The sequence below is a fragment of the Saccharopolyspora hordei genome, from assembly GCF_013410345.1.
GTDB lineage: Bacteria > Actinomycetota > Actinomycetes > Mycobacteriales > Pseudonocardiaceae > Saccharopolyspora > Saccharopolyspora hordei.
On sequence record NZ_JACCFJ010000001.1, the window covers coordinates 3,103,757 to 3,125,341 of the forward strand.

Below are 21,585 nucleotides of genomic sequence, written 5' to 3' on the forward strand. Positions count from 1 at the left end.
AGGGTGGACGGCTTGGTCACCGCAATTGGCGTTGGCTAGGGTTCCGGTGTCGCCGAGGACGAGTGGTGGCGATTCCCCCCACGTTTCCGCCGGACGCTGCGCTGCCCGGCGGGCTCCACGCTGCCAGGAGGTTTTGGATGAGCGATGCGGTCCGTTCTCGCGAGCGGCTCCCGATCCCGGACCCGGTCCTCCCGCCGGCCACCGCGGTGGACGTGCGCGACCAGCAGCCGCAGTACGAACCGGTGCAGCCGGTGCGGCCGCCGGAGTCGTCGCCGAACGTGGTGATCGTGCTCATCGACGACATGGGCTTCGGCGCGCCCAGCGCCTTCGGCGGCCCGTGCCAGATGCCGACCGCCGAGCGCCTCGCGGACAACGGGCTGCGCTACAGCCGGTTCCACGTCACCGCCATCTGCTCGCCCACCCGGCAGGCGCTGCTGACCGGCCGCAACCACCACTCCGTGGGCATGGGCGTGACGACCGAGATGGCCAGCGCCGTGCCCGGCTACAACGGCATCCGCCCGCGCAGCGCCGCCACGCTGGCGCAGGTGCTGCGCGGCAACGGCTACAACACCGCGGCGTTCGGCAAGTGGCACCAGACGCCCGCCCGTGACGTCAGCGCGGCCGGCCCGTTCGACCGGTGGCCCACCGGGGAGGGCTTCGAGAAGTTCTACGGGTTCCTGTGCGCCGAGATGAACCACTGGTACCCGCTGCTGTTCGACGGCACGACGCCGGTGGAGCCCTCGCGCCGCCCGGAGGACGGCTACCACCTGTCGGAGGACCTGGTCGACCACGCCATCGACTGGGTGCGCGACCAGCGGTCCCTCAAGCCCGACCACCCGTTCTTCATCTACCTGCCCTTCGGCGCCACCCACGCGCCCTACCACGTGCCCCGCGAGTACCGGGAGAAGTACCGCGGCAAGTTCGACCACGGCTGGGACCGCCAGCGCGAGATCACGTTGCAGCGCCAGAAGGAACTCGGCGTGGTGCCCCCGGACGCCGAGCTGGCGCCGTGGGCGGAGGGCGTCCCGCACTGGGACGAGCTGTCGCCCACCGAGCAGCGCGCGGCCGCGTCGCTGATGGAGCTCTACGCGGGCTTCGCCGAGCACACCGACGACCAGGTCGGCCGCCTCGTGGACACGCTGGAGGAGCTCGGCGAGCTGGACAACACGCTGTTCCTCTACATCCTCGGCGACAACGGGGCCTCCGCCGAGGGCGGTCTCGGCGGCACGCTCAACGAGCACCGCTTCGCCAGCGGCATCCCGGACAGCGCCGAGTTCATCCTGGAGAACGAGGACGCCCTCGGCGACGCCACCACGCACGCGCACTACCCGGTCGGCTGGGCGCTGGCGATGAACACGCCCTACCAGTGGACCAAGCAGGTCGCCTCGCACTTCGGCGGCACCCGCGACGGGATGGTGGTGCACTGGCCGCGCGGGATCGCCGAGCGCGGCGGCGTGCGGCACCAGTTCCACCACGTCATCGACGTGGTGCCCACCGTGCTGGAGGCCGCGGGCATCCCGCACCCGGTCGAGGTGGACGGCGTCGCGCAGAAGCCGATCGAGGGCACCAGCATGCTCTACAGCTTCAACGACGCCGATGCCCCCGACCGGCACACGCTGCAGTACTTCGAGATGGTCGGCAACCGCGGCATCTACCACGACGGCTGGATGGCGGTGACCCGCCACGGGACGCCGTGGGAGATGGTCCAGGGCGACCAGCGCCGCTACTTCGACGACGACGAGTGGGAGCTCTACGACACCAGGGTCGACTGGACGCAGGCGCACGACATCTCCGCCGAGCACCCGGGCAAGCTCAACGAGCTCAAGCAGCTGTTCCTCATCGAGGCCAGCCGCTACGGCGTGTTCCCGCTCGACGACCGGATGACCGAGCGGGAGAACCCCAAGGAGTCCGGTCGGCTCGACCTCATGGGCGACCGGCGGTCCATCACCTTCCACGCGGGTGCGAAGCGGCTGACCGAGGAGACCGCGCCGAACGTCAAGAACCGCTCGCACAGCGTCACCGCCGTGGTGGACAGCGACGGTGCGCCGGAAGGCGTCATCGTCGCCCAGGGCGGCCGGTTCGGCGGCTGGTCGGTGTACTTCCACGAGGGACGGCTCTGCTACGCCTACAACTACTTCGGCCTGGAGGTGCACACGGCGCGGGCGAGCGCTCCGCTGCCGCCCGGGCGCCACGAGGTCCGGGTGGACTTCGCCTACCACGGTGGCGGGGTCGGCAAGGGCGGTGACGTGACGCTGCACGTCGACGGCGAGAAGGTCGGCGAGGTCGAGGTGCCGAAGACCATCCCGTACTACTTCGCCTTCGACGAGACCTTCGACATCGGGGTCGACCGCGCCACGCCGGTCACCGACGACTACCCCGTGGTCGACAACGCCTTCACCGGAACGCTGGAGTGGGTCCGCGTCGACCTCGGTGACGACCTGCACCACGACGCCGCGGTGGACCGGGACCGCGCCCGCTTCAAGGCCGCCCATGACTGAGCGGGCCTGCTGCGCACCCTCGGCGGGACGGCCGCAGGCCGCCGCGCACGACGTCGAGCCCGCCGCCGCCCAGCGGACGGCGGGCATGGTGCGGCTCGACGGCGGTTCGTTCCTCATGGGCAGCGAGGACGCGCTGGCCTACCCGGAGGACGGCGAAGGACCGGTCCGCGAGGTGCGGGTCGAGCCGTTCTGGATCAGCCGCACCGCCGTCTCCAACGCGGAGTTCGCCGAGTTCGTCGAGGCGACCGGCTACCGCACCGAGGCCGAGCGGTGGGGCTGGTCCTTCGTGTTCGCCGGGCTGCTGCCCGACGACTTCCCGCCGACCCGCGGCGTGGCGGCGGCACCGTGGTGGCGCCAGGTGATGGGCGCCGACTGGCGCCACCCGGAAGGGCCCCAGTCCGATGTGGACGACCGGCCCGACCACCCCGTGGTGCACGTGTCGTGGACCGACGCGCAGGCGTACTGCACCTGGGCGGGGCTGCGGCTGCCGACCGAGGCGGAGTGGGAGTACGCCGCCCGCGGCGGGTTGTCCGGCTGCGCCTTCCCGTGGGGCGACGAGCTCGAACCCGGCGGCGAGCACCGGATGAACGTCTGGCAGGGCGTCTTCCCCCGGCACAACGAGCAGTCCGACGGCTGGTACGGGACCTGCCCGGTCACCGAGTTCGAGCCGAACGGCTACGGTCTGCACAACACCACCGGCAACGTCTGGGAGTGGAGTGCCGACCCGTTCGGGCCCGGCGACCCGCGCCGCAGCGTCCGCGGCGGCTCGTACCTGTGCCACGAGTCGTACTGCCGGCGCTACCGGGTGTCGGCCCGCCAGGGGTTGACCCCCGACACCTCCACCGGCAACACCGGGTTCCGCTGCGCTCGCGACGTGTGAGGAGGAGGGTGTGGAGCGCCGGGAGCTGGAGTACTTCCTCGCGATCGCCGAGTGCGGGAGCTTCACCGGCGCGGCCCAGGCGCTGCGCGTCGCGCAGCCGTCGCTGTCGCACGCGATCAGCTCGCTGGAGCAGGAGCTGGGCGGCAAGGTCTTCCACCGCCTCCCGCACGGGGTCGCGCTGACCCCGGCCGGGGAGGCGCTGGTCGAACCCGCCCGGCAGGTGATGCGCGACCTCAGCACCGCCGCGGACTCGGTGCGCCGGGTGCTCGGGCTGGCCGAGGGACGGTTGGACATCGTCGCCCAGACCACGCTCGCGGTGGACCCGCTCGCCGACCTGCTCGGCGCGTTCCTGCGCGAGCACCCGAACATCGTGGTCAACGTGTCCGACCACGAGCTGGGGTTGGGTGCCACCAGCGCGGTGCGCAGCGGGGAGGCCGAGCTCGGCATGGCCGACTCCGAAGCGGACGGGGTCGCGGAGCTGGAGCACGTCGTGCTCGAGGGGCGCGAGATCTTCGCGGTGCTGCCACCGGAGTCCGACAAGGCCGACCGCCTCGGCCGGGCCGAGCTGGCCGAGCTGAGCTGGGTGACGACCCCGCGCGGGACGGCGACGCGCGAGGTCATCGAGGACGTCGTCCGCGCGCAGGGGGCGAGGCCGCGGGTCGCGGTGGAGACGGCGCACCAGGCGATGGTCGTGCCGCTGGTGCTGGCCGGGGCCGGGGCGACGCTGCTGCCGAGGTCGCTGGCCCGTGAAGCGGGGGAGCGCGGTGCGGTCGTGCTGGCGCTGCGGCCGCGGGTGGTGCGCCGCGGCGCCCTGTTCTGGCGTCGCGGGCCGCTCTCCCCGGCGGCGGGGGAGTTCGTCCGCGCGGTCCGCGCCCGCGCCGTCGGCGCTCGACCCGCCGGCCGGCGGCGCCGCCGCTGAGCTCCTGGCACGGGTGTGGTCGGGGAGCGCTGCCTCGCGGGACGAGGTGCCCGCACGCCCGGTTGGCCGGCTACGGGTCGGGGACGGTCACTGCTCAGTGACGGCCGGTTCGTCCAGCCTGATGGTCGGGATCGGGCCGTTGCCCTCCGGCCCGACGCCCTCCAGCGCTGCGGCGATCGCCGCCCGGAGCCGCTTCGCGAGGTCCAAGGCCCCGTCGGGCTTGTGGAGGCGCTTGCTCCGCAACCTGGAGGTGTACCGGTCGTAGGCGGCCGTGACGTCGAGGACGTTCACCAGGAGGGGCCCGGACAGCTCGACCTGGACCAGGCGCCCCTCGAGGTGAGTGATCCGGTCCGCGGCCAGCTCGTCGAGCCTGAACGCAGGAACCTGGGTGAGCACGGACCAGGTGTCCTCGTGGCACACCAGGGAAGCCGACGTCACTTCGGTCGCCCGGTCGATCAGGCGGAAGTGCTTGTCGACCGCGTCGGTGTGACTGCCACGGATGCGACCCCACAGCCCCACGAACAACCCCTCCGTCGTCGGTGATCAACTGCCGCTCTCCGTGGTAGCACTCACGGCACCGCCGGTGGGGTGGCAAACGGGTGATCACCACGTCACCCGCTGTAGTCGCTCGGGTCTCGAGTCCCGAATGCCGCGCGTTCTCCGGGCGTCGCGGTGTCGCGGCGCGGGCTCGGTCGGCTGCGGTCGGTGGGGTGCGCTCGCGGGTTGTCTCGGTGCAGGAGTGACCCACCAGCCGGGTCACTCCTCACGCGATCCACGCCGCTGCGCAGCGGGTGTGGTGCAGGACGTGCGGGGCCGACCTCCTGGCCGATGCGGGGCACGCGGCGGCGGAGCCCTGCAGGCGCCGGCCGTCGCGGCCCGCGCCGAGCCGCTGCGCCAGCACGTCCACCGCGGCGGTCGGGTGCGCGTCGATGGTCTCCGGCTCGCGCTCGGGCGCACGGACGGTGCTCTGTTCGGCTCATGACAGGGCAGTCCGAGCCCGGGCAGCGTGGTCACCTCGTGCCGTGGGGGAGCCCTCCAGAAGCAGCGACCCCGGGGCCACTTCCTGTCGGTGGTCCGACAGGCCGAACCGGACACAGTTCGGGGCCCCGGGGTCGGGTAGCTGCCTGGTATTCGCCGACCGCTCACCCGCGCCGGGTCTCCCGAAGGGACCTCCGCGCGTCGGGTCGGCTCGTGAGCCGTGGGCGGTCCTAGCGGACAGCCACCTCACAAGTCCTCGCTGTCTTCACCGTTGGACCACCTCCTTTCCTGTGTGCTCACGAGGCTAGGCGCCGCTCTCCCGCAGGGGCAAAGCATTTTTTCGGCCATCCCGGTCATCGCCGGGCGGGAGGACGGTCGGCACCGGCGCGGCGCCTGCCGGGCCCGGACCGCTTCGCCGGCGCCAGCGGTGAACGCCGGGAGCGGCGCCCGGTGTGCTCGGGGCGTGCTCCCGGCCTCGGCGCCTCGGGCGGGACGGGTTCGGAGCGCAGGCGCGGCACCCCGCCCCGGCGCCCGGCGGGCGCGGTGGGCCTCGGGCGCCGACGGTGGCTGACCACGACGACCGCGCAGGCGACGGGGACGAGCGCGGCTGCCACGGCGGTGACCCAGGAGGTCGCGGTGGACAGCGGGCGTCCGAGCGTGACGAGCCCGACGGCGATGGCGGGGAGCCCGGCGCCCAGGTAGAAGGCGAGGTTCAGCGCTCCCGTGGTGGCACCGCGCTCGCCCGCCGGGGCGACCGCGTCCACGGCGGCGGCCGAACCCCCGTAGGCCAGCCCGTGCCCGGCGCCGGCCACGACGGCCGCGAGCAGCGTGACCGGGACCGAGCCACCGGCGGTCCAGGCCAGCAACAGGAGGCTGACCAGCAGAGCGCCGAGCCCGGTGAGCTGCGCGCGCCGGGTCCCGAGCCGGGGCACCAGCGGCTGGGTCAGCACCGAGCAGAGCAGCACCGCGCTGAGGATGCCGCCGATCACCGCCTGGTCGCGCTGGCCGCTGCGGGCGAGGAGCGCCGGGATGACCGCCAGGAACAGGCCCGCGACCGTCCAGGCGAGGGCGCCGGTCATCGCGGCGGCGGTGAAGGGCAGCCGGGTGCCGCGCGGGATCCGCGGTCGGGTCGGCCTCCACCGGCCGCGCGGTGCGAGGTCCGCCAGGTGGGTGACGCGCTGCCAGCAGATCCCGAGCAGCACCAGGTGCACGACGAACGGCAGGACCCGCGGGGCCGGCGCGTGCTCGGCGAGCACACCACCCGCGACCGGCCCGGCCGCGGTCCCGGCCACGAACGCCGTGCTGGCCAGCACCGCGCCGTCGAGCCGGGTGAGACCGCGAGCCCGTTCGCTGATCAGCGCCGTGGCCGCCCCGGTCGCCGCGCCCAGGGCCAGCCCCTGTGCCGCGCGACCCGCCAGCAGCCACGCCACACCAGGAGCGAGGGCGAAGCAGGCGGAGCCGAGCGCGGCCAGCCCGATGCTGGCGCGCAGCACCGACCGCGGCCCGAGCGCGTCGGACGCCGAGCCGAACAGCAGCAGTGCGGGCGCGCTGACCAGCGCGAACGTCGCGTAGACCAGCGTCATGGTGAGGTCGCTGATCGCGAAGGCGCTCTGGTAGGCGGGGTACAGCGGGCTGGGCAGGTAGGCGCCGCAGGTGAGCACGACCAGCACGGACAGACCGGTGCGCACCTCGCGCGCTCGTGCGCGGGGCGGGAGTCCGGGCACGACCGGGTCGGGGTCAGAGGAGTGGGAGACCGTCACGCCGTCCAGGTTGCCCACGCCGACTGGGAAGGGGAATCAAACGGTTCTCGACGTCATCGTGCAAGATGGTTGCATGATCGACCCGCGGCTCAAGGTGCTCCAGCTGGTGGCCCACCACGGCACGGTCACCGCCGCGGCCGCCGCGCTGCACTACACGCCGTCGGCGGTCTCGTACCAGCTCCGCCAGCTGGCCGAGGAGCTCGGCGTCGAGCTGGTGACCCAGCGGGGCCGCGGCATCCAGCTGACCGCCGCGGCCCGGACGCTGCTGCGCCACGTGGAGGTGCTGCAGGCCCAGGTCGAGCGCGCCCGCGCCGAGCTCGCGGCGATCTCCGAGGAACCCAGCGGCCCGTTCACCCTGTGCGGCTTCTCCACCGCGGCCACCCACCTGCTGCCGCCGGCCGCGGCGGCGCTGCGCGAGCGGTACGCCGACCTGCGGGTGCGGGTGATCGAGGCGGAACCGGCGCGCTGCTTCGACCTGCTGCTCGCTGGGGACGCCGACCTCGCCCTCGTGATCAACTCCGCGGACACACCGTCCACCGCGGACGAACGGTTCGACCAGCAACCGCTGCTCGACGACCCGCTGGACCTGGTGGTCCCCGCGGAGCACCGCCTGACGGAGCTGCGCCGCGTCACCCTCGCCGACGCCGCCGACGAGCCGTGGATCGTGGCGCTGCCCGGAGGCGCCTACCACGACCTGGTCCGAACGGCTTGTGCGGCAGCGGGTTTCAGTCCCCACATCGCCCACTACGCCAACGAGTGGGACACCGGCGCGGCGCTGGTGGCGCACGGCTTCGGCATCATCCTGGTGCCGCGCCTGGCCCGCCTGAACGAGGAGTGGCCCGTCGTCCGCCTCCCGTTGCACGGCGAACCGGCCCCAGCTCGCCGGATCATCGCCGCCACCCGCCAGGGCCGCCGCGACCACCCCGCGGTCGCGGCCTCCCTGGACGCGATCAGCACCACGGCCGCTACCCTCCTCCCACAACGCCGCTGAACCGCAGTCAGTCCTCTGTGGACACCTGTGGTCGCGGCGACCGGTTCCCGCGAGAGGCGACGCAGGTCCCGCGTCTTCGCTAACCTGGTCGGCAGACGACTGATCTTCGGTGGGGAGCGCGTGTGGGACTCTTCGGTGGGATGATGGGCAACGCTTCGCGGGTCGATCCTCGTGCGGCGGTCAAGGAGTACGGGCGGCTGCTCGCGCAGGGGGAGGAGCTGCAGGCCGCCTACCAGTTGATCCGGGACTCGTTCCTGTTCACCGACCGGCGCCTGATCCTCGTGGACAAGCAGGGCGTGACCGGGCGCAAGGTGGAGTACCACTCGATCCCGTACCGCAGCATCACCCACTTCTCGGTGGAGACCGCGGGCACCTTCGACCTCGACGCCGAGCTGAAGATCTGGCTGTCCGGCACGATCGAGCCGATCGTCAAGCAGTTCGGCAAGGGTGTCGACGTGTACGAGGTCCAGGCCCTGTTGAGCACCTACGTCGGCCGCTGACCCGCCTGGTCGCGCGATGGCGCGGGGAGCGCCGTGGCCACGGCGGCCACCACGACGAGCACCGCGGCGATCATCAGGAACGCGCGGCCGTGCTCGGCGGCGAGCGCCTGGGGGGTGGCGAGGTCGCCGGCGGAGGCGGTGACGAGGACGGCGAGGCCGAGCGCGGCACCGAACTGCTTGGTGGTGTTCATGAGCCCGGAGGCCGCGCCCGCGTCGGCGGCACCGACCCCGGCGGTGACGGTCGTGGTGATCGGCGTGTTGAGCAGCCCGCTGCCGAGGGAGAACACGACCGCCGGTCCCAGGACGCCCTCGAGGTAACCGCTGTCCGCGGTGATCCGGCTCTGCCACCAGAACCCGGCGGCGGCGACCAGGGCGCCCGCGACGACGAGCGTGCGGCTGCCCACCCGGCCCATCAGCCACGGGGTCACGAGCGCGGTGACCACGATCGTCACCACGGTGTGCGGGAGGAAGCCGAGTCCGGTCAGCAGCGGGCTGTAGTGCAGCGACTGCTGCATGACGAGCGTCAGGAAGTACCACATCGGGTTCAGGGCGGCCCCGGCCAGCAGCACCGCCGCGTTGCCCACCGAGACCGCGCGAACCCGGAACAACCGCAGCGGGACCAGCGGTTCCCGCGCGAAGCGCGCCTCGACCACGAGGAACGCCAGGAGGGCGGCGAGCCCGACGAGCAGGGCGGAGGTCGTGGTGGTCGCGCCCCAGCCGTGCGTGCGGGCGTGGTCGACGCCGAAGGTCAGCGAGGTGAGCGCGCCGGTCGCCAGGACCGCGCCGGGCACGTCCAGCGGGCGCACGGGCCCGTTCCCCGCGCCCCGGCCCGGGAAACGCTGCGCGAGCAGTGCGGCGACCACGCCGATCGGGACGTTGACCAGCAGGACCGCCCGCCACGACAGGTACTCGGTGAGCACGCCGCCGAGCAGGTTCCCGGCCGTGCCCCCGGCCATGCCGACCGCGGTCCAGGCGGCCAGCGCGCGCGTGCGCCGCGGCCCCTCCGGGAAGGTCGTGGTCAGGGCCGTCAGGCTGGCGGGTGCCAGCACCGCCGCTCCCAAGCCCTGCGCGGCCCGCGCGGCGACCAGCAGCTCGGCTGAGGTCGCCAGTCCGCCGACCAGGCTGGCGCCGGAGAAGAGCGCCAAGCCGAGCGGGACAACGCGCCGCAGCCCGACGAGGTCCGGCAGCCTCCCGCCGAGCAGCAGGAAACCGGCGAAGGGCAGGACGTAGGCGTTGACCACCCACTGCTGGCTGCCGTCGTCGAACCCCAGCGCCCGCTGGATCGAGGGCAGCGCCACGTTCACCACCGAGACGTCGAGGACGACCATGAACTGCACCGCGCACGCCAGCGCGAGCACCGCCGAACTCGCCCGCCCGCTCGCGGAGTCCACGCCGTGCCCCGGTGTCATCCCTCGACCCCCACGTCGTGATACAGACGTATCATATACAGCTGTACCACAACGGCGGGGAAGGAGTGAGCGGGTGCCGAGGACGGTCGACCACGCCGAACGACGCGCGCAGATCGCCGAGGCCCTGGTGCGGGTCGCGGGCCGCGAGGGGTTGCACGCCGTGACGATGCGCTCGGTCGCCGCCGAGGCCGGGGTGTCGCTGCGGCTGGTGCAGTACTACTTCGAGACCAAGGCGCAGCTGGTCGTCGCGGCGGTGCGCCACCTCGAGCAGCAGAGCCGACAGCGGTGGCGGGAGCGGCTGGCCGCGCTGCCCGACCCCGTGCCGCCGCGGGCGTTCGTCGAGGCGTTCTTCGCGGAGGCCCTGCCGACCGACCCGCAGAGCCGGCTGTTCCACCTGGTCGGCACCTCCTACGCGGTGCTGGCGATGACCGATCCCGAGCTCGCCCGGGAACCCTTCGTGGCCGGGGTGGACGACCTCGAACGCCGTCTCGCCGACGCGCTGGAGCGCGCCGAGCGCGCCGGGCAGCTCCGGGACGGCGTGGACGTGGCCACCGAGGTGGCGCACCTGCTGGCGCTCAACCACGGCCTCGGCACGAGCGTCCTGGTCGGCCAGCGCACCGTCGAGGAGGCGCGGGCGGTCGTGCGCGCCCACCTCGACCGCGTCTTCGTCGCGTAGCGGCTCTCCGCCCCGGCGTCGGGGTGCCGACGGGTGCCCGTGACCTGCGCGTCTGGCTGGACCAGCGGTTGCGGACCCCGGGGAGCGAGCCGACGATGGACCCGTCGCCCCGGGAGCGCCGCTCGGTGCCCGCGCGGACGACGAGCGACTTCGGCGAAGTCGGGCACGACGACGGGTCCAGCCGCACGACGCAACGGTGCGCGGCCCCCGTGGCGGCGGTCGCACAGCACGGACCACCACTGCGGTGGGCAGATCCGACGCACGAGGGTTGATCGAGCATGAGCGTGCCGCTGGACCGGGAGACGGCCGAGCGAGCCCGCACCCCGAGGGTGCGGGACGGTGAAGCGGTGCGCGGACCCCTCGACGACGCCAGGCGCGCGGTTCCCGCTGCTGGTCGAACCGGCCGCCCAGCTCCCCTGCCTCCCGCGCACCGCGCGGCGAGCACCAGGCGAACGCCCGACGGTCGGGCGGTCCGCACCGCCTGCACCGAGAGTCCACAGTGCACGGTCACGCCGACGTCACCACCGCGAGGAGGCCCACGATGACCACCACGACCACCGCTGTCCCCGGCCTGGACGAGGCCCCGACCCGTCACCAGGGCCTCCTGGCGTGGGTGCGCGACGTCGCCGAGCTGACCACCCCGGACCGAGTGGTGTGGTGCGACGGCTCGGACGCGGAGTGGCAGCGGCTGACCACCGAGCTCGTCGACGCGGGCACGCTCGTGCGGTTGACCGGCAAGCCGAACTCGTTCTGGGCCGCCTCCGACCCCGAGGACGTCGCGCGGGTGGAGGACCGCACCTTCATCTGCTCCCGCGACGAGGACGACGCGGGTCCGACCAACAACTGGATGGACCCGGTCGACATGAAGATCATCATGACCGAGCTCTACCGGGGTTGCATGGCGGGCCGGACCATGTACGTCCTCCCGTTCTGCATGGGCCCGCTGGGCGCTGCGGACCCCGACCTCGGTGTGGAGATCACCGACTCCGCCTACGTGGTGCTGTCGATGCGCGTGATGACCCGCATGGGCGCCCGCGCGCTGGACGAGTTCATCGCCCCCGACGGCACCGAGCGCGAGTTCGTCAAGGCGCTGCACTCGGTGGGGGCGCCGCTGCGTCCCGGGCAGCAGGACGTGCCGTGGCCCTGCAACCCGACCAAGTACATCACCCACTTCCCCGAGGAGCGCACGATCTGGAGCTACGGCTCCGGCTACGGCGGGAACTCGTTGCTGGGCAAGAAGTGCTACTCGCTGCGCATCGCCTCGGTGATGGCCCGCGACGAGGGCTGGCTGGCCGAGCACATGCTCATCCTCAAGCTCATCTCGCCGCACGGCACGGTGCACTACGTCGCGGCGGCGTTCCCCAGCGCCTGCGGCAAGACGAACCTGGCGATGCTGCAACCCACCGTGCCCGGCTGGAAGGCCGAGACCATCGGCGACGACATCGCCTGGATGCGCTTCGGTGAGGACGGCAGGTTGTACGCGGTCAACCCCGAGTTCGGCTTCTTCGGCGTCGCCCCCGGCACCGGCTACCGCACCAACCCGGTGGCGATGCGCACCATCGAGCAGGGCAACACGATCTTCACCAACGTTGCGCTCACCGACGACGGCGACGTCTGGTGGGAGGGCATGACCGCCGAGCCGCCGCAGCACCTCACCGACTGGAAGCGCGGTGACTGGACGCCGGAGTCGCCGGAACCGGCCGCCCACCCCAACTCCCGGTTCTGCACCCCCATCGGCCAGTGCCCGACCATCGCGCCGGAGTGGGACGACCCGCGCGGGGTGCCGATCTCGGCGATCCTCTTCGGCGGCCGGCGCGCCACCACCGTCCCGCTCGTCGCCGAGGCCCGCGACTGGCAGCACGGGGTGTTCATGGGAGCCACCCTGTCCTCGGAGACGACGGCCGCGGCCGCCGGTGCGGTGGGGGTCGTGCGTCGGGACCCGATGGCCATGCTGCCGTTCGCCGGCTACCACATGGGGGACTACTTCGCGCACTGGCTGCGCGTCGCCGAGCGCACCGACCCCGCCACGTTGCCGAAGATCTTCCAGGTCAACTGGTTCCGCCGCGGCGCGGACCGCCGGTTCCTGTGGCCCGGCTTCGGCGAGAACTCCCGTGTGCTCAAGTGGATCGTCGAGCGCGTCGAGGGCACCGCAGACGCCACCGAAACTCCGGTCGGGCTCGTGCCCACCGCGGCCGACCTCGACCTGACCGGGCTCGACGTGGACCCGGCGGAGGTCGACGCGGCGCTGGCCGTCGACCCCGCCGAGTGGCAGGACGAACTGCCGCGCATCGAGGAGTGGTTCGCGCGCATCGGCAGCAAGGTCCCCGCCGCTCTCCGGTCGGAGCTCGACGGCCTGCGCCAGCGCTTGGGAGCCGGCGGCGTCCCGCACCAGCGGACCTGACGACACCGCTGCGGCGCTCGACCGCCGGCGGGAACGTCGGTCGAGCGCCGCGACGTGTGACCGGCCACCGAGGCTGCGCCCTCGGTGGCCGGTGAATGCGAACGTCACTCGCACCACAACGCTAAGGGCGGGTTCGGCATATACCAAACAGATCCCGTGGTTCCCACCCGGTCGAGCGACATCCGGCGCAGCCTGGTGGCGCGGGATTCCGCAGACGAGCGGTCGTGCGTGCCCGCGCTGGAGTCCGCCGGGTACGTGCTGCGGGTCCGCGAACCGGGGACTGGTGCGAGCACCGGTTGCTGCGGGGCCGGACCCCGACGTCACCCCGCACGTGTCCGGCGCGGGCGGACCCGAGGTCGACCACCTGCGGACCGACGCCGCGGACCGCGAGCGGTACGCGCGCGCCGAGCGCGCACTGGCGCACCGGGAGTGGCACCACGTGCAGGACAGCGCCGACGCCAAGACCGCTGTCGTCGAGGAGATCGTGCGGCGAGCCCAGCGCAGGTGAGGGCGCGGGAGTCGGTCGTGGCGCTGATGACGGAGAGTGATACACGGACGTGCTGATCTCGCACTGACTGCGGGCACGATCACCGTGGTAGGCCACGTGCCATGGCTACGGAGACCGATCGCGGAACACTTCCGCTGACGGCGGCTCAGACCGGGGTGTGGTTCGCCCAGCGGTTCGACCCGACGAACCCGCTGTACCGGGCTGCGGAGGCGTTGGAGATCGACGGCCCGGTGGACGTCGCGCTGCTGGAAGCCGCGCTGCGGCAGACCGTCGACGAGGCGGAAGCGGTGCGGGCCCGGTTCCACGACGACGGCCGCGGGCGGGTCTGGCAGACCATCGAACCGCTGCCGGACTGGCCGCTGCCGGTGGTGGACCTCAGCGACGCCGCCGACCCGGAGGCGGCCGCCGAGGAGTGGATGTGGGCCGACCTCCGCCGCGCGGTGGACCTGCGCAGCGCACCGCTGTTCACCTTCGCGGTGCTGCGCACCAGCCCGGACCGGTGCACCGTCTACATGGCACTGCACCACATCGTCCTGGACGGCTACGGCATGTCGCTGTTCGTCCAGCGGCTCGCCGACCTCTACACCGCGGCCGAGCGAGGCGTGCCCGCGCCGCCGTGCCCGTTCGGCTCACTGGCGCAGATCCTGGCCGAGGAGGCCGAGTACGAGGCCTCCGAGCGCTACACCCGCGACCGGGAGCACTGGGCGCGGCAGCTGGCGGACTGGCCGACCGCGCACCGCACGCGCGAGCTGTCGTCGGCCGTGCCGCACACCTTCCTGCGGGAGACCGGCTTCGTCACGCCGGACGACGCCCGGGGGCTGCGGGCGCTGGCGCGGCAGGCGCGCACCAGCCTGCCCACGGTCGCGATGGCGGCGCTGGCGCTGTACGTGCACCGGCTCGCGGGCCGGGACGAGGTGACGCTGGACCTGACCGTGACCGGGAGGGCGGGCAGCGTCGCGCGCACCGTGCCGTCGATGGTGGCCAGCGTGCTCCCGCTGCGCACCCGGATGACACCGTCGACCACGGTGGCGGAACTGCTGCGCACCACCGCGGGCAGCGCCAAGGACCTGCTGCGCCACCAGCGGTACTCCTCGACGCACCTGGTGCGGGACCTGCGGATCGCGCACCACCGCGGCGGGTACCTCGACGACTGGGGCATCAACATCATGACCCACGACGGGCGGCTGCAGTTCGGTCGCCACCCGGCGGTGCTGCGCAACCTCTCCAACGGCCCGGTGACCGGCCTCGGCGTCAACGTCTACGACCGGCCGACCGACGGCTCGCTGCAGATCGACTTCAACGCGGACCCGGCGAAGTACGACGCCGCGACCACGGCGGCGCACCACCGCCGGTTCCTCGCCCTGCTGCACGAGCTGGCCGGCATCGACCCGGACCGGCCGATCGGCTCGATCGACCTGCTCTCCGCGGCGGAACGCGAGCTCGTGCTGCACACCTGGAACGACACCCGGCACGAGACGGGCACCGAGACGGTGCCGGACCTGTTCGAGGCGCACGTGCGCACCGATCCCGACGCCACCGCGTTGGTCTGCGGTCCGGTGCGGTTGTCCGCGGCCGAGCTCAACACCCGCGCCAACCGGCTGGCGCACGCGCTGCTCGCCCACGGCGCGGGCCCGGAGCGGCGGGTCGCGCTGGCGCTGCCGCGCACCGCGGACTACCTGGTGGCGGTCCTCGCGGTGCTCAAGTCCGGCGCGGCGTGCGTGCCGCTCGACCTGACCCACCCGCCGGCCCGCATCCGGACACTGCTGGAGCGGGCCCGGCCCTGGCGGGTGCTCACCACCGCGGAGACCGGCGCCACCCTCCCGGCCGAGCACCCGCTGCTGCTGGTGGAGGACGCCGAGCACCAGCTGGGCACCGACCCGGCCGTCACCCGGCGCCCGGAGCACGCGGCGTACGTCAGCTTCACCTCCGGCTCGACCGGCACCCCGAAGGGCGTGGTGGTGGAGCACCGCAACCTGGCCACGCTCTTCCACGACCACCAGCGCGAGCTGATCGCGGGACGTCGGCTGCGCGCCGCGCTGACCGCGTCGTTCTCCTTCGACACCGCGTGGGAAGCGCTGCTGTTCCTGGCCGCGGGGCAGGAGGTCCACCTGGTCGAGGACGCGGTGCGCCTCGACCCGCGCGCGCTGGTGCGCCACTTCGCCCAGCAGCGCATCGACTTCGCCGACCTCACCCCGTCGTTCCTGCGCCGCCTGCTGGCCGAGGGCCTGCTGTCGGGGGAGCAACCGAACCCGTGGCTGCTCATGGTCGGCGGCGAGGCGATCGACGCCGAGCTGTGGGCGCGGTTGCGCGACCACCCCGGGGTGGAGGCGTGGAACTTCTACGGGCCAACCGAGTCCACAGTGGACGCGGTGTACTGCCGTGTCGAGGGCGACCGCCCGGTCATCGGCCGCCCGGGCCACAACGTCCGCGCCTACGTCCTCGACGGCGCGCAGCAGCCGCAACCGCCCCTGGTGCCCGGTGAGCTGTACCTGGCGGGCGACCAGGTCGCCCGCGGGTACCTCGACGAGCCGGAGCTGACCGCGCGGTCGTTCCTGCCGGACCCCTTCGGACCGCCCGGCGCGCGCATGTACCGCACCGGCGACCGGGTGCGGTGGACCGAGGACGGCCGGCTGGAGTACCTCGGCCGCACCGACGACCAGGTCAAGGTCCGCGGCGTGCGCATCGAGCCGGGCGAGGTCGCGGCCGTGCTCACCGCCCACCCGCGCGTCGCCGAGGCGGTGGTGACGGCGACCGGGAGCACCGAGCCGCAGCTGGTCGCGCACGTGGTGCCGACCGGGCGCGCGGTCGACGCGGCCGAGCTCCGGTCCTGGGCGGCGCACCGGCTGCCCACGTCGATGGTGCCCTCGTCGTTCGTGCTGCTCGACGAACTGCCCTTGACGGTGCACGGCAAGCTCGACCGCGAGGCCCTGCCCGCCGCGGAGGTGCGCACCGGCCGACCGCCCCGCACCGCCCGGGAGCGGCAGCTGTGCGCCCTGTTCGCCGAGGTGCTCGGGGTCGCCGAGGTGACCGTCGACGACGACTTCTTCGAGCTGGGCGGGCAGTCGCTGCTCGCCGCCGAGCTGGTCACGCGCCTGCGCACGGACCTGGGTGTCGAGGTGCCCCTCGGCACGGTCTACGCGGCCCCGACCGTGGCCGACCTGGCACCGCTCCTGGAGCGCGAGACCTCGTCGACCGCGTTCGAGCCGCTGCTGCCGCTGCGCGCCGGCGGTGACCGGCCGCCGCTGTTCTGCGTGCACCCGGTGGGCGGCCTGAGCTGGTGCTACGCGGGTCTGCCGAGCCACTTGCCCGAGGACGTGCCGGTCTACGGCCTGCAGCCGGGCGGCCTGACCAGGCCCGAGGAGCTGCCGACGACGTTCGCGGAGATGGTCGACGGCTACGTGCGGCGCATCCGCACCACCCAGCCGACCGGCCCCTACCACCTGCTGGGGTGGTCGCTCGGCGGGGCGCTGGCGCACGCGATCGCGGCGCGCCTGCAGTCCGACGGCGACGACGTGGCGCTGCTGGCGCTCCTCGACGCCCACCCGATCGACCCGTCGGCGCACCACGAAGTGCCCGACCGAGCCCAGGTCCGCGCCCTGCTGTTCGAAGCAGCGGGCCTGTCCCCGGAGGCGGAGGAACACCCGGCGTTGAGCGAGGAGCGGCTGACCGCGCTCACGACCGTCCTGGCCCGCGCGGCCGAGCTGGTGCCCACCTACGCGGAGTCGTTCTTCCACGGCGACGTGCTGTGCTTCCGCGCGGCGCGGAGTGACCACCCGTCCGACCCCGAGGCCTGGCGGTCGCGGATCTCCGGGCAGGTGGTCGCGCACGACGTCGACTGCTGCCACCACACGATCACCCAGCCCGGACCGCTGGCCACCATCGGCGCGGTGCTCACGCGGCACCTCCAGCGCACCGCGGTCCCGGCCGCGGTCCGCTGACCGGAGGGGGCGCGTGCCGGAGGACGAGGCGCAGCGGCTGCGGGACAGCGCCAGCGAGCGGGAGCTCCCGACGAGCCGGTGGAGGGTGTCCGCGCCGCGTCAGTCCGGTCCGTGCCACCGTTCCGTGTGGGTGGCGTGGGTCGGCAGGTAGGCGCCCGGCTTGAAGAAGCGGTCGTCGAAGTCGAGGTCCAGGTGGTGCGCCTGCACGTAGTTCAGGATGAACACGGTGGGCACCGTGCCCGGGAACTTGCCGAAGGTGTCGTGGACGTACTGGGCCTGCAGCGAGACGCACGCCTTGACGGTGCTGTCGTGGACCTGCGCGCTGCCGCGGAAACCGGGGCTGTCGGTCCAGGCGCCGGGCGTGTCGCGGTGGTACGGGCCGCCGGGGCCGAACTTGCGCTCGGCGAGCGCTTCCACCGCCGCGGCCATGTCCGGGTGGTGCGGTGGGCAGAACGCCTCGAACACGCCTTCGCGGCCGGTCGGGTTCGGCGTCGACCAGCGTTCGTCCTCGTCGTAGCGGACCCGAGTCCCGGGACCTCGGGGTCGCCGGACGCCCCGAGCATGGTGGAGCGGTCGATGCCGTCGAACATCCAGCCGCCCAGCCCGAGCGCCTGGAGCATGAGCACGCCCGCGTGGCAGGCGGTGGCCAGCTCCGCCGTCGACTCGGTCAGCGCGTACTGCTCGGTGAAGGTCAGCGGGAGGGGCTCGTCCACGTCGACCAGCCCGCGGAACTCGTCCAGCCCCGGGATCGCGCGCCCGTGGACGTCGTCGTAGACGGAGAAGCCGTTCTGGGTGAAGAAGCACAGGATGGCGAGCAACTGCTGGGCGATGTCGGCGACCGGGATGACCAGCAACGACCCGGGGACGTGGACGCACCAGGTGTTGTGCCCCTCCATGGAGGGCTCTTCCGGCGGCAGGTGCAGCCGTGCGGGCGCGAGCCGGCGCAGCCGCTCCCGGTGCCGCTGGACCACCAGCTCGGGCGTGACCTCCTCGACGGCCGGGTCCACCAGTGCTCCGGCGTCACGGGTGGGGAAGGAGTACACGCCCGAGTCGTCGGTGCAGAACAGTTCGGCGGTGTGCACTCCCGCGGCGGAGGGGAAGGTGTGGCCGGCGGCCGCGCAGGAGCAGTTCGACACGTGGGGCGCGTAGCGCGCGTGCCGGGTGATCGAGTAGTGCCACCCCGTGGTCCCGCCGATGGCGCTCAGCACGAGCATCCGCTCCAGCTCGCTGAGCGGGTGCGGTTCGTGCGTCGAGCGGTGGGTCAGTGGCCCGTCCGGGATCTCGTCGCCCAGGGCGAAGCGGCGTGACCGGCGGCCGAACAGCGCGTCCACCAAGGGGAAGGTGCTCAGCTCCGCCAACGCCTCGGCCGTGGTGCTCGTCCGTCCGTCACGGCGGCCTCCTGCAGCGTGCGCGAGGCTGGCGTGCACCGTCCGCGACCGGGCCGGTGCGCGGTTTCGCCGTGACGGTCTCGGATGCCGCGGACCGATCAGCAGGGCACAACGACCCACGGTGGCTCCGGCGTGGGTCCGGTCCCGCGGATCACCACCGGTGGCAGCAGCGCTGCGCCCGTGCGTGCCGCAGAGCGCGGTCCAGCGCCGCGGCGAGCCCCGTGGTCCGGCGGCCCATCTGCTCGTAGGTCACCGCGGTCGCGACCCCGAAGGCGAGGTGCGGGACCACGTCCATCAACCAGGAGCTGGCCGGCCACTCGCGCGGGTCGGTGACGCCCAGCGCCACCATGGGCACCGTCCCGATGAGGTTGGCGGCCACTCCCGCGCCGATCGCCAACGCGGTGACGGGGGCGTCGTCCCAGCGCGCGCGCACGAGTCCGTAGAGGACTCCCGAGCCGAGCCCGGCCGCGATGCCGAGGAGGGCCCCGATCCCGCTGCGCCGGTTGGCGGCGATCGCCTCGTCCGACGACACGGTCGTCCCCAAGCGCTTCTCGAACTCCTGCACGGTCTGCTCGGGTGTCTGGCTGGCGGGGCGGCCCCGCACGGCCATGTCCAGGTAGGTGGTGGCGTTGAGCGCGGTGGTCCCCGCTGCACCGGCCAGCAGTCCGCGAAGTACGTGTCCACTCATGCCTGGCGGTTTCCCGCGCGGAGGGCGGGGAACACGCGAGGGGAGGCGGAACCGTCCGCGGTGTCGCGGTGGACGTCGCACGGAGTCCGCTCGCGGTGGTGTCCGGTTCGCGCGGTACCTCCGCAGTGCGGAGCGCGTGTCGACCGCGTTGGGGAAGTTCACTCGATCTGGGCAACGTCGGTCCGCGCGGGATCGTCGCGACGGCGTGACGCTCCAGCGTGGTCGAGTGAGGGATCCCCTTCGGCGCAGGGATTCTCGCGGGGCGTCGGGGAGTCCCGCGCCGCGCCGTCGGGGAGCCGCAGCGTACCTGTTCCTCCCGTGCGCGCAACCTGAACCGCCGCGATCGCCCTCCCGGGTGGACAGCGTGATGTTGAACGGTACGGTGGAGGCGCGCCCTTACCGAACGGCAGCGGAGGAGATCCGCCGGTTCCGTTTCGGGGTTGTTGTCCCGGCACGAGGTCCGGGACAGGGATGCCGCCACGGCGTCGGCGGTCGTTCACCGGCTGTCCTGTCTTGAGGAGGCAGTCCATGGACGCACATGCTCACCAGTCCCCCCGATCGTCCCGGCGGGCGGACCGCGAACCAGGGCGTCAGGCTGGACTGGACCTGCGGTGCTGGCGCCCGACGAGCACCTGCGTGGTGGTGCGCGTCGGCGGGGACCTGGACTGCCGCACCGCGCCGGACCTGCAGGAGCTGCTCACGACCCGGTTGTCCTCGATGGCGGACACCGTCGTGCTGGACCTCTCCGGCCTGCAGTTCATCGGCGTCGCGGGCCTGGAGGTGCTGGTGCGAGCGCGCCGGCAGGCCGGCAGCCGCGGCATCGGGCTGCGGCTGGTCGGCGGCGAGGCCCGGTGCCTGCGGCGAGCGCTGCTCGCCGCGGACCTGACCGACTCGTTCCCCTGCTGCGCCACGTTGCAGGAGGCCTTGGCCACCGTCTCCGGACGCACCCGCGAGCTCCGCGCCGTCGGCTGAGCGAGGCGCGAGCCCGTTTCTGCCTGAGGTGCTCCGGCGCAGGCGGTGACAGTGGTCGTGAGTGCGCAGACCGGCTGGAGCCGGTCCACGCACTCACGACCCCGCGGAGGCAGCACCCGCGCCGGTCCCCGTCAGAAGCCGACGTGGTCCTTGCCCTTGAGGTGGAGGATCTCGCGGGCTTCGTCGGGGGTGGCGATCTCCAGGTTGAGGGCTTCGAGCACGGTGCGGATGCGGCTGACCTGGTCGGCGTTGGTCTTGGCCAGCTCGCCCGGCCCGATCCACAGCGAGTCCTCCAGGCCGACGCGCACGTGCGAGCCCTGGGCCGCGCCGATGGTGGCCAGCGGGATCTGGTTGCGGCCCGCGCCCAGGATCGACCACTCGTAGGAGTCGCCGAGCAGGCGGTCGGCGGTGCGGCGCATGTGCATCAGGTCCTCGGGGTGCGCGCCGATGCCGCCGAGCAGGCCGAACACCGACTGCACGAACAGCGGTCCCTGGACCAGGCCGCGCGAGACGACGTGCGCCAGGTTGTTGAGGTGCGCGATGTCGTAGCACTCGAACTCGAATCGGGTGCCGTTCTCCGCGCCGATGGACAGGATCGTCTCGATGTCGGCGAAGGTGTTCTTGAACACCAGGTCCCGGCTCTTCTCCAGGGCCTCCCTCTCCCAGTCGTACCGGAACTCCTTGAAGCGCTCCAGCATCGGGTACAGGCCGAAGTTCATCGAGCCCATGTTCAGCGACGCCAGCTCGGGCTTGAACACCGCGGCGGGCCGCATCCGCTCCTCGACTGTCATGTGCGGCGAACCGCCGGTGGTGATGTTGACGACCGCGTCGGTGTGCGCCTTCAGCTGCTCCAGGATCGGCTCGAAGTGGGCGGGGTCCTGCGACGGCCTGCCGTCCTCGGGGTCGCGGGCGTGCAGGTGCACGATCGCCGCGCCCGCCTCGGCCGCGCCCAGCGCCGCTTCGGCGATCTCGCTCGGCGAGACGGGCAGGTGCTCCGACATCGACGGGGTGTGGATCGCGCCCGTCACCGCGCACGTGATGATGACCTTGCGAGTGGTGGCCATTCCGCTCATCCCTCC

The 21,585-nt window shown here is 73.2% G+C and carries 17 protein-coding genes; 11 read left to right on the forward strand and 6 right to left on the reverse strand.

Features of this window, described 5'->3' with window-relative positions:
• The first annotated feature begins 137 nt into the window (after positions 1-137).
• From HNR68_RS14475 to HNR68_RS14485, 3 genes are read left to right on the forward strand one after another with little or no spacing between them, the layout of a single operon-like run.
• Positions 138-2,498 carry an arylsulfatase gene (locus tag HNR68_RS14475; RefSeq protein WP_179721282.1) on the forward strand — a complete coding sequence of 787 codons (2,361 nt, stop codon included), beginning with the start codon at positions 138-140 and terminating at the stop codon, positions 2,496-2,498.
• On the forward strand, positions 2,491-3,378 hold the full coding sequence (locus HNR68_RS14480; RefSeq protein WP_179721284.1) for a formylglycine-generating enzyme family protein: 888 nt from the start codon (positions 2,491-2,493) through the stop codon (positions 3,376-3,378). The genes HNR68_RS14475 and HNR68_RS14480 overlap by 8 nt, the downstream gene beginning before the upstream one ends.
• A 10-nt stretch (positions 3,379-3,388) precedes the next feature.
• Positions 3,389-4,297 (forward strand): LysR substrate-binding domain-containing protein, encoded by a 909-nt coding sequence (locus tag HNR68_RS14485; protein ID WP_179721286.1) that lies wholly within the window; start codon positions 3,389-3,391, stop codon positions 4,295-4,297.
• An 87-nt stretch (positions 4,298-4,384) separates the two neighbouring features.
• On the opposite strand, the gene HNR68_RS14490 is transcribed toward HNR68_RS14485, so the two are convergent.
• Both HNR68_RS14490 and HNR68_RS14495 read right to left on the reverse strand, forming a co-directional pair.
• Positions 4,385-4,816: a hypothetical protein gene (locus tag HNR68_RS14490; RefSeq protein WP_179721288.1), complete on the reverse strand. Its 432-nt coding sequence runs from the start codon at positions 4,814-4,816 to the stop codon at positions 4,385-4,387.
• An 812-nt stretch (positions 4,817-5,628) separates the two neighbouring features.
• Complete coding sequence (locus HNR68_RS14495) at positions 5,629-7,035, reverse strand: MFS transporter (protein WP_343050150.1); 1,407 nt, start codon at positions 7,033-7,035, stop codon at positions 5,629-5,631.
• Between the two features lie 73 nt (positions 7,036-7,108).
• On the opposite strand from HNR68_RS14495, the gene HNR68_RS14500 reads away from it, so the two are divergent.
• Both HNR68_RS14500 and HNR68_RS14505 read left to right on the forward strand, forming a co-directional pair.
• Positions 7,109-8,026, forward strand: a complete 918-nt coding sequence (locus HNR68_RS14500) for a LysR substrate-binding domain-containing protein (protein WP_179721290.1) — start codon at positions 7,109-7,111, stop codon at positions 8,024-8,026.
• Positions 8,027-8,148: 122 nt separating this feature from the next.
• Positions 8,149-8,526, forward strand: a complete 378-nt coding sequence (locus HNR68_RS14505) for a PH domain-containing protein (protein ID WP_179721292.1) — start codon at positions 8,149-8,151, stop codon at positions 8,524-8,526.
• On the opposite strand, the gene HNR68_RS14510 is transcribed toward HNR68_RS14505, so the two are convergent.
• Positions 8,511-9,935, reverse strand: coding sequence for an MFS transporter (locus HNR68_RS14510; RefSeq protein WP_179721294.1), 1,425 nt, complete (start codon positions 9,933-9,935; stop codon positions 8,511-8,513). The genes HNR68_RS14505 and HNR68_RS14510 overlap by 16 nt on opposite strands.
• 73 nt (positions 9,936-10,008) lie before the next feature.
• Here HNR68_RS14510 and HNR68_RS14515 point away from each other — a divergent pair, with 73 nt between their 5' ends.
• From HNR68_RS14515 to HNR68_RS14530, 4 genes are all read left to right on the forward strand, one after another.
• Positions 10,009-10,611, forward strand: coding sequence for a TetR family transcriptional regulator C-terminal domain-containing protein (locus tag HNR68_RS14515; protein WP_179721296.1), 603 nt, complete (start codon positions 10,009-10,011; stop codon positions 10,609-10,611).
• A gap of 541 nt (positions 10,612-11,152) precedes the next feature.
• Entirely contained in the window at positions 11,153-13,012 is a 1,860-nt protein-coding gene (locus tag HNR68_RS14520) for a phosphoenolpyruvate carboxykinase (GTP) (protein WP_179721298.1), read from the forward strand.
• 283 nt (positions 13,013-13,295) lie between these two features.
• On the forward strand, positions 13,296-13,520 hold the full coding sequence (locus HNR68_RS14525) for a GrpB family protein (RefSeq protein ID WP_179721300.1): 225 nt from the start codon (positions 13,296-13,298) through the stop codon (positions 13,518-13,520).
• Positions 13,521-13,621: 101 nt separating this feature from the next.
• Positions 13,622-17,458 carry a non-ribosomal peptide synthetase gene (locus HNR68_RS14530; RefSeq protein WP_179721302.1) on the forward strand — a complete coding sequence of 1,279 codons (3,837 nt, stop codon included), beginning with the start codon at positions 13,622-13,624 and terminating at the stop codon, positions 17,456-17,458.
• 99 nt (positions 17,459-17,557) lie between these two features.
• Here HNR68_RS14530 and HNR68_RS26815 read toward each other — a convergent pair whose 3' ends face one another.
• Positions 17,558-17,923 (reverse strand): hypothetical protein, encoded by a 366-nt coding sequence (locus tag HNR68_RS26815; protein WP_246330452.1) that lies wholly within the window; start codon positions 17,921-17,923, stop codon positions 17,558-17,560.
• A 111-nt stretch (positions 17,924-18,034) separates the two neighbouring features.
• Here HNR68_RS26815 and HNR68_RS26820 point away from each other — a divergent pair, with 111 nt between their 5' ends.
• Positions 18,035-18,232, forward strand: coding sequence for a hypothetical protein (locus HNR68_RS26820; RefSeq protein WP_246330453.1), 198 nt, complete (start codon positions 18,035-18,037; stop codon positions 18,230-18,232).
• Between the two features lie 765 nt (positions 18,233-18,997).
• Here the strand turns inward: HNR68_RS26820 and HNR68_RS14540 are convergent.
• Positions 18,998-19,534: a hypothetical protein gene (locus HNR68_RS14540; RefSeq protein ID WP_218888307.1), complete on the reverse strand. Its 537-nt coding sequence runs from the start codon at positions 19,532-19,534 to the stop codon at positions 18,998-19,000.
• A gap of 636 nt (positions 19,535-20,170) precedes the next feature.
• Between HNR68_RS14540 and HNR68_RS14545 the strand changes: the two genes are divergently transcribed.
• The gene (locus HNR68_RS14545) at positions 20,171-20,506 is read left to right on the forward strand and encodes an anti-sigma factor antagonist (RefSeq protein ID WP_179721304.1); all 336 of its coding nucleotides are present in this window, start codon (positions 20,171-20,173) and stop codon (positions 20,504-20,506) included.
• 131 nt (positions 20,507-20,637) lie between these two features.
• Here the strand turns inward: HNR68_RS14545 and kce are convergent, their stop codons facing one another.
• Positions 20,638-21,570, reverse strand: coding sequence for a 3,5-dioxohexanoate:acetyl-CoA acetone transferase (kce, locus tag HNR68_RS14550; RefSeq protein WP_179721306.1), 933 nt, complete (start codon positions 21,568-21,570; stop codon positions 20,638-20,640).
• Positions 21,571-21,585 lie beyond the last annotated feature (15 nt).

What these genes read in the sequence shown, in the direction of transcription:
- HNR68_RS14475 (WP_179721282.1), top strand. Translation starts at nt 138, where the DNA reads ATGAGCGATGCGGTCCGTTCTCGCGAGCGGCTCCCGATCCCGGACCCG.
- HNR68_RS14480 (WP_179721284.1), top strand. Translation starts at nt 2,491, where the DNA reads ATGACTGAGCGGGCCTGCTGCGCACCCTCGGCGGGACGGCCGCAGGCC.
- HNR68_RS14500 (WP_179721290.1), top strand. Translation starts at nt 7,109, where the DNA reads ATGATCGACCCGCGGCTCAAGGTGCTCCAGCTGGTGGCCCACCACGGC.
- HNR68_RS14510 (WP_179721294.1), bottom strand. Translation starts at nt 9,935, where the DNA reads ATGACACCGGGGCACGGCGTGGACTCCGCGAGCGGGCGGGCGAGTTCG.
- HNR68_RS14520 (WP_179721298.1), top strand. Translation starts at nt 11,153, where the DNA reads ATGACCACCACGACCACCGCTGTCCCCGGCCTGGACGAGGCCCCGACC.
- HNR68_RS14530 (WP_179721302.1), top strand. Translation starts at nt 13,622, where the DNA reads ATGGCTACGGAGACCGATCGCGGAACACTTCCGCTGACGGCGGCTCAG.
- HNR68_RS26820 (WP_246330453.1), top strand. Translation starts at nt 18,035, where the DNA reads ATGCCGTCGAACATCCAGCCGCCCAGCCCGAGCGCCTGGAGCATGAGC.
- HNR68_RS14540 (WP_218888307.1), bottom strand. Translation starts at nt 19,534, where the DNA reads ATGAGTGGACACGTACTTCGCGGACTGCTGGCCGGTGCAGCGGGGACC.
- kce (WP_179721306.1), bottom strand. Translation starts at nt 21,570, where the DNA reads ATGGCCACCACTCGCAAGGTCATCATCACGTGCGCGGTGACGGGCGCG.